Below are 7,511 nucleotides of genomic sequence, written 5' to 3'. Positions count from 1 at the left end.
TTTTATTGTCTGGTTTTGAATTTTATTGTCCGAAATCACCAAGGTATCGACCAACCTTCAATTTTCGACATATTTTTCGTCCCGCTCTGTAACTGCTGTTAATCTTTTTATGTTTAAAAACAACAATATTTTAGAAAAGAGCTTTGTCTTACTTAAGAAAACATAGGAACCTCTCCCATGTTTCCGATCCATTTACTTTCGATCGGTGAAGAGATAAAAAGCTGGTTGTCGAAGCCAGCACCTCTAAATCCATGTCCTGCTACTGTTTCAATTGGTAATAAGGTCATGCCCTCCCTGAATACCTCGTAAATTCTAGAAAACCCAAATTTATCTTTGCTTGTCGTGGCATATAATTTTTCATCTGTCATAAATAAATCTAAAAATGCCCGTTCTGCCATCGGTTGTTGAAACGTCGACCAGCTAGCAGTATCTCGTTCGATCTTTTCAATTGTTCCTTCACCTGAAAGAGCATTTCCTTTTGTAATGTATAATGAGCCATCACAATCTTTATAAATAGAAGAAATCATCGAATGTTCTTCTCTTTTCACAAGCAATAGCTCTTCGCTCTGTAGTGAATATTGCCATAAGCCACCACTCTCCTTATTTATTTGAGTCCCAATATAAATACGGTCATGGTCGTAAAGTAAGGAGCGAATTAACGGCTTTGTAGCTAAAGTTTGAAATGGTTTGATCACAGACCAGCTTGAGCCAAAATCTTTCGAGACAAAAAGGTTGCTTCCTCCATGAGTAACAATTAGTCCAGTGCTGTTTCCAGTAATATCCCACAGACGTTGGGTAGTTGGAAAGCTTGTATGATTCCATCTCTTTTGATACGGTTCATAGCGAAGGATGGTACCGTAATCCCCTATTCCGAATATATACTTGCCTACATGCATGAGCTTGTAAATATTTTCGGTTAGACTGTATTGCAGAAACCAGTCTCCTTCTTCAAAGGAGTAAATACCAGCTCCTTTTACCGCTACAATGAAAGGAAAATCAGGAGTAGATAAAACCGCAGTAGAACCCTTTTCAAACATGTTTAACTCCCTTGTTTCGCCAAAGCCCATTCATAAACAGCTTTTGCAAATTGCTGGCATTCGATTATTTGTTCATCCGATTCAGGACTGAGTTCGATTTTCAACCTTTCAGCAAAAACATCACAGCCTCTTTCGTTCAATAGATCGGCCATTACATCCACAGCCCCACAAAATTTAGGATAAGCATACTCACCTGATCCAAAGCACGCTGCATGGATACCATCTAAATCTAATTCATTGAGCTCTTCAAAAAAATCCTCTACCTCATAAGGTAGATCTCCATCCCCCCATGTATATGCGCCAATGAATATACAATCATAAGCTAATAATGATGCAGCTTCTATTTCATCCAGACACTCCATATCCACTTCACACTCAGTTGTAAGCAAAACATCTTTTATGATATTGGAAATATCCTCCGTATTTCCAGACATGCTTACATATCCAATAAAAGCTTTCATTCGTACTCCCCCTAGTTGATAATCATTTTCATGTTGTTAATGCTTTTATATTAATTGATAATGATTATCAAAGTCAATTATATTTTTATCGTTAGAGGGCAATTTATATCGTATAAGATAAACTTTGAAAGGCTGTTTTTGATGGGTTAGAGACCGGAAGCAAGGAAAAAGAGACATTGCGGGCAACTTTACCGAGGTTACGTTGTAAAGTGACAATAAAGTTATTTAATTTTAAAACCTCAAACAAGCATAACCCCGTACTAAATTAGGACGGGGTTATGCTTGTTTAATTTTTGATGTAATGCTTCTATGCACTTAAAAATATAACAATAAAGTCGTTTAAACCTAAGGGTTCTACCACAATCGCTCCCTTTAATTGAATAACTAAAATCTGAAATCACTCATAAAACACTTCATTCTTATTAAACTACGCACCCTTTAGTTGAAGAAGGAATATTTTAAACATAGAGAGATAAAACTATTTCAAAAAGCAATTTAGTGGAGGAGCTATGGCATTTTCAATTTTTTTTGCATTAACAGTGATAATAAATCTTACATATGCCGTATCCAAAAAGAATCTTCATCTATTTGAAATATTCTTCATTTGGATGGTAACTAACATTATTCACCATAACTTTATGACCATCTTCGCATTGAATATGGAGATGATCAATTTTAATAGCCCTTCAACTAGTTATTGGACAATGGCACTTATCAGGGTCTTCCTTATTCCTGTACTTATTATTTGGTATATAGATAAAACCCAAGGGGCAAAAAACAGGAAAAATTGGATTATGCTATTTATTTTAATACCCCTTTTGATAGGGATTGAATATCTAGCCAATCTTCTTAATGTATATGATTTTGTAAAATGGAATCTTTTTTATTCCATAATAGAGTGGTTTGTCATTTTACTTCTTATAAGCTACCTCACTACTAACTTTAGAAAAATTCTTAGAAAAGGGATGAGCTAATTGTTACCATTGCCAGAACAGTTTAACGAAAATGAATGGTTTATAATTCTTACCATTGTTTGTGGTTTCATATTGATTTTGTTCCTCCCAAAAAGATACCCTCTTGTAATTTCTATCTTATTGATTTTGTTCACTGTAACTATCGCTATTATTATGGATCACCTGATTGCAACGCCACCCTTGGATTTATATGACCTTAATGACCTTGAAAAATACGAGGTAACAGACATAATAACGTATTTGATGTATTCCCCTTATGCATTACTATGTGTGTACTTATTTGACAAGTTTGATCCAAAGGGTATTTATATTACTGCATATGTGATCCTTTGGTCTCTTTTTGCTCTAGGCTTTGAATGGTTAGCTGTGTTTTTTAATGTTTTTAAGTTTAGTGGATGGACTTTTCTTAATTCATTTGCTTTTTACCTTCTTGCTACATCCATATACATACTTTTTTTTAGATTTATTATGGACTCATTAAAAAGTAAAAAAGTCAAAGAGGTATGAAGTAAAATTTTTAAAATAGGAAGACTACAGAGTCTTCCTATAACAAGGTAAAATAGAGCAAAGATGATATCCGTCATTTTTGCTCTATTTTTATACAATCGTTTCACTATTGCTTATTCCACATTCCTGCACCTTCAGTTTAAGTACACCCCTTCACAATCTCATCTATATTTTAACTTAAATATCTAGATTAATGGCACTCTATATGACAACAGCAACAAAGTTTGCGAAAACAGCCTTTTGAATGGATAACAGCTAGTTATTGGTCATGCGGATTTAACAGCCAAACCAATGATTAGATCTTCCAAACATAAAAGGGCCAGTCTATGATAGACTAGCCTTCCTTTGTATGACCGTACACATTAAAACAAACGTGTGTTTAGTTATTTGTTGCAATAAATTGTTTGTTATAGCTATGTTCGGACAATCCCTCAAACGCAAAACCTTGTTTCTTTAGCCCATCTATAATCTCAGGAAGCGCTTCGACTGTTGTATGTTTCCCTTGCAGGTCATGCATTAACACAATCGCTTGCTGCATATTCATTGATCCATTTAAAACACTTCTTACAATCTCATCTTTTTGAACCACTCTTGCCTTTGAGTCCATCGAATCGACATTCCAGTCAAAGAAGATATAGCCTTGCTGCTTTAATTTTGAAGCAATTTCATTTGTTAAATGTTTTTTCCCATATCTGTTGCTTAGTTGATTATTGGATCCGCCAGGAAATCGGTAAAATTTTGTAGAAACATTTAACTTTTCTTTTAATAACGTATTCAAATGATTAAAATCGTTTATAAAACCTTCAGAACTTTTATAAAGGGTATGATAATCATGTGAATATGTATGATTTCCGATCGTATGGCCTTCATCAATAATTCTTTTATATGTATTTAGGGAAATTTGATCTGTTCTTCCATTTACAAAAAATGTTCCCTTTATATTATTTTCCTTTAAAATATCTAAAATTTTAATCGTATTTTCACTTGGACCATCATCAAATGTTAAATACGCAACCTTTTTATATTTCATTAACTCTTTATGTAGTTCACTCTTCTCTTTTTCTAATTGTTTGATTAAATCCTTTTGATCTTTCAGTTTATTTTCTAATTCCTTGGACTTTTTGCTTTGTTTTTCAAGCTTCGTTTCTAAATCCTTATGAATCTGTAATTCTTCCAATTGTTTAGATATTTCCTCTTCTTTACTACCAATCTCGTTTAGTTTACTCAAAAAATAAAAGCTCATTCCCGCACAATAAATAAAAAGACATAGAAATACAATGTAAAAAGGTTTCGCACTATTCATTATGACTTCTTCCTTTCTGCTGTAAATATAACTTGTCTCTGATTTTTTGGGACTGTCCAAAGCTTAAACAAGGTGGAGGGCTCTCCATTCCCCGTTACCATGAAGCATCTTTAGCATTAACGATTCCTGCAATAACCTTTGACGAAGAGCCTTAAGGCAAAAATGTTTGTTATATTAAGCGATAAAAGGGAAAGAAGTGTAATGGTTGGACACATTTAAAAACTAAGGCAAATCACCTATTCAACGGATAATTCATTGTATTCCGAATGCGAAATTATATGTCCCACAAAAGGGAAAAACTCAAGTTTTAACTTGTATTTCCTGTTCAGAAATTCAGTTTCCTTTGCCCATTGAAGAATCTGTTCATTTGAAAATGGATGTTGGCGCTCTTGAGCTAACAGCTGGAATTCGCTCTATTTCTAAAAATTTAGACGCAAAAAATCCTCTCCACAAAATATGTTTTTTATGGAGAGGATTACAACTAAAATGAATAGATCTTGTCATGAATAGTGCCTAACTTAATGGCTATTGGGCTCCTTATGTTAATGACCAAACCTCGGAATTCTGTGAGGAGGTCATTCGCCTTCCTTGACCTTCTCCTAGGGTTAAGATGATGGGAACAGAGGGACTTTTGCAAAAACAAAAGAACCGTCCCCGTGTGTCCATTTCCAACGGCTCTTTGCAACACCTATGATGCTATAAACAAATGTCGACAACTTTCTAGTGATCCCTATGACACAACCATAAACTACCAATCTCTTAGTATTGCTATCTTCCCCATTCATGATTTATGATATGTTTCGATCGATAGCTCAAAAGGCTTTACATCGAATAGGCATTTTAAAATTAGACTTTTACATCATAGGAGAGACTACCTTGAAAACAACGATTGGTCATAAACATCAACCGAAATTTGATATACATCCTTTTTATGTACCCATTAAAACAAAATTTTGGATTAGTCACTCATTTTCCTTTTTATGGATGTGTTTTTCGATCTATTTGGCCTATCCTTGGCTGATGGATTTAGCAGATATTATTTCCTTTCCATTCGCATTGATCATCATTGCAGGAATTTCTTATATTCCAGGCTATATGAATGCTTTTCTTATAGCTAGTTTATTGTTGGACAAACAACCGCCGTTTAAACATGAATATCCTAGTGAACCAATCACTCTCCTCATTGCCGCACATAATGAGGAGGATAACATAGTTAACACGCTTCATTATGTAAGCAAACAGGATTATCATGGAGAAATAAAAGTCATTCTGATTAACAATTGTTCAACTGATCAAACGGTCAAAAGAGCCTTAGAGGCGAAAAAGGAATTGAACTTGGATTTGGATATTTTGCACGAGGAACCCCCCGGAAAATTTCACGCTTTAAATCGGGGATTAACAGCAGTAAAGACATCTTACGTCATTACATTGGATGCTGATACATTACTTCATCCGTCTGCTGTTCGCTTTTTAGTCGCAAGAATGAAAAGCAGTCCAAGTGATGTATGTGCAGTCGCAGGCTCTGTTCTAGTCAAAAATAGCCGTGAAAATATATGGACAAAAATACAGGAGTGGGATTATTTTCTTGGCATTGCATCCATCAAACGATTGCAGGGCCTTTATCAAGGGACGCTTGTTGCACAAGGTGCTTTTAGCCTTTATAAAACAGCAGCAATCAAAGAAGTGAATGGCTGGCCAGATGCAATTGGTGAAGATATTGTGCTGACGTGGAGACTGCTCGAGAAAAAATGGAAGGTTTATTTCGAGCCTTTAGCTGTTGCGTTTACAGAAGCACCAAGTACGCTAAAGCATTTTATTTATCAACGATCACGATGGGCGCGCGGCATGATTGAAGGGCTTGCAGAGGTAAAGCCTTGGCAGCAGCCTCAGCTTTATACGAAATATTTAACGGGTATTAACCTAGTGATGCCATTTTTAGATATTGCCTATACGTTTTTTTGGATACCCGGTCTTATCTTAGCCTTCTTTGGTTTTTACTGGATTGTTGGACCAATGACCCTATTAGTGCTACCACTTACATTGATTAGCTACAGTATTCTTTATATGTATCAATCAAAATATGTCTTTAAAAGATTGAATCTAAAAATCCGGAAAAACATTTTTGGATTCATCCTTTTCATCTTAGGCTATCAAATGATTATGTCACCAGTCTCTGTTTATGGATATTTTCAGCAATTCTTTCATGTGGAACGAAGATGGAAATAATCAGATTCTTAATCCCTTTGAAAAGAATACCTTTTCTCTCAAAGGTCCAGAGAACAATGGGACGGTTCCTGCGTTTGTGAAACAACGGAACCGTCCCTGTTTTTCTAGATAGTTTATCAGTTCAATTGATCCTCATATCCATCCTTTGCGATTGAATAAAGACTTGCTTCCTCCGCCAATATTTGCATTTTATTATGATCGGTCACATTTTCTTGGCGAATTTGATAGGTATGCAGCAGACGCGCTGCTTTATCCAATTTTGCTTCTAGCAAATCCCGCGTTATATCCAATTCTAGCCTTTGATTGTTTGAAAAGATGACAATTGATTGTGTTCCATTTGGGATGATGTCTACTACATGTCGAAAAGAAAGCCAAATACATTCTGGTTTAGATGGAGAGCCTAAAGGCACCATGCAGATTCTATTACTCTCACTTATCAACACTGGCAACATCCGTTTTCCCTTTAGGATCGTTGATGCTGCTTTTAATCTACCAGATAGATCGCTTGCATAATAATGACAGCTCCCTTTAACAATCGTCAGTGGCTTTTGTGCGACGTTTTTAATTTGAAATCGTTCAAGAACATGACTACGGAGCTCGGCATCATTTGTATACCAAGGAAGAATAGCCATCGTGTCCTCCTTAATGATATATGTATTTTTTTCAACTACTTCTTTCAATTTCATTAGTTTGTAATTCATTGTCATTATCCCCCTAAATGATCGTATCTTTTCACTTTTAAAGGAGTTGGCTATAATACAAATGTAGTTTGGCTGGTAGCCAACTCCTAAAATTCCTTTAAGCACAGTACTCTCGCCAGTTCATGTGCTTAGGGATTTTTTTATGTATTCTACTTGTGCTTCCCTCTATCTCTACCATAAAGCGAGACTTCCATCAGTGGGGGTTTTCCTTATCCCCCACTGATGGATAGCGAGACTTACCTTAGCTTTTACGGGCAGTTATCCCCCACCTTCGCCTCTTTGTGATTCACTCAAGCTTAGAG

At 35.6% G+C, this 7,511-nt stretch carries 6 protein-coding genes; 2 read left to right on the top strand and 4 right to left on the bottom strand.

Annotated elements, in window-relative coordinates; translation table 11 throughout:
- Nucleotides 1–152: 152 nt before the first annotated feature.
- On the bottom strand, nt 153–1,037 hold the full coding sequence (locus tag K9V48_RS26570) for a beta propeller repeat protein (RefSeq protein WP_224142090.1): 885 nt from the start codon (nt 1,035–1,037) through the stop codon (nt 153–155).
- Nucleotides 1,038–1,039: 2 nt separating this feature from the next.
- Complete coding sequence (locus tag K9V48_RS26565) at nt 1,040–1,498, bottom strand: flavodoxin (RefSeq protein WP_224142089.1); 459 nt, start codon at nt 1,496–1,498, stop codon at nt 1,040–1,042.
- 974 nt (nt 1,499–2,472) lie between these two features.
- On the opposite strand from K9V48_RS26565, the gene K9V48_RS26560 reads away from it, so the two are divergent.
- A complete protein-coding gene (locus K9V48_RS26560) occupies nt 2,473–2,979 on the top strand; it encodes a hypothetical protein (RefSeq protein WP_224142088.1) in 507 nt (168 codons plus the stop codon).
- Between the two features lie 379 nt (nt 2,980–3,358).
- On the opposite strand, the gene K9V48_RS26555 is transcribed toward K9V48_RS26560, so the two are convergent.
- Nucleotides 3,359–4,207 carry a polysaccharide deacetylase family protein gene (locus tag K9V48_RS26555; RefSeq protein ID WP_224142087.1) on the bottom strand — a complete coding sequence of 283 codons (849 nt, stop codon included), beginning with the start codon at nt 4,205–4,207 and terminating at the stop codon, nt 3,359–3,361.
- A 951-nt stretch (nt 4,208–5,158) separates the two neighbouring features.
- Here K9V48_RS26555 and K9V48_RS26550 point away from each other — a divergent pair.
- A complete protein-coding gene (locus K9V48_RS26550) occupies nt 5,159–6,508 on the top strand; it encodes a glycosyltransferase family 2 protein (protein WP_224142086.1) in 1,350 nt (449 codons plus the stop codon).
- A gap of 116 nt (nt 6,509–6,624) precedes the next feature.
- On the opposite strand, the gene K9V48_RS26545 is transcribed toward K9V48_RS26550, so the two are convergent.
- Nucleotides 6,625–7,209 (bottom strand): competence protein ComK, encoded by a 585-nt coding sequence (locus K9V48_RS26545; RefSeq protein WP_224142085.1) that lies wholly within the window; start codon nt 7,207–7,209, stop codon nt 6,625–6,627.
- Between the last annotated feature and the right edge of the window lie 302 nt (nt 7,210–7,511).

The sequence above is a fragment of the Metabacillus rhizolycopersici genome, assembly GCF_020075705.1.
This window is presented reverse-complemented; position numbering and strand designations above follow the sequence as displayed.

What these genes read in the sequence shown, in the direction of transcription:
- K9V48_RS26565 (WP_224142089.1), bottom strand. Translation starts at nt 1,498, where the DNA reads ATGAAAGCTTTTATTGGATATGTAAGCATGTCTGGAAATACGGAGGAT.
- K9V48_RS26545 (WP_224142085.1), bottom strand. Translation starts at nt 7,209, where the DNA reads ATGAATTACAAACTAATGAAATTGAAAGAAGTAGTTGAAAAAAATACA.
- K9V48_RS26570 (WP_224142090.1), bottom strand. Translation starts at nt 1,037, where the DNA reads ATGTTTGAAAAGGGTTCTACTGCGGTTTTATCTACTCCTGATTTTCCT.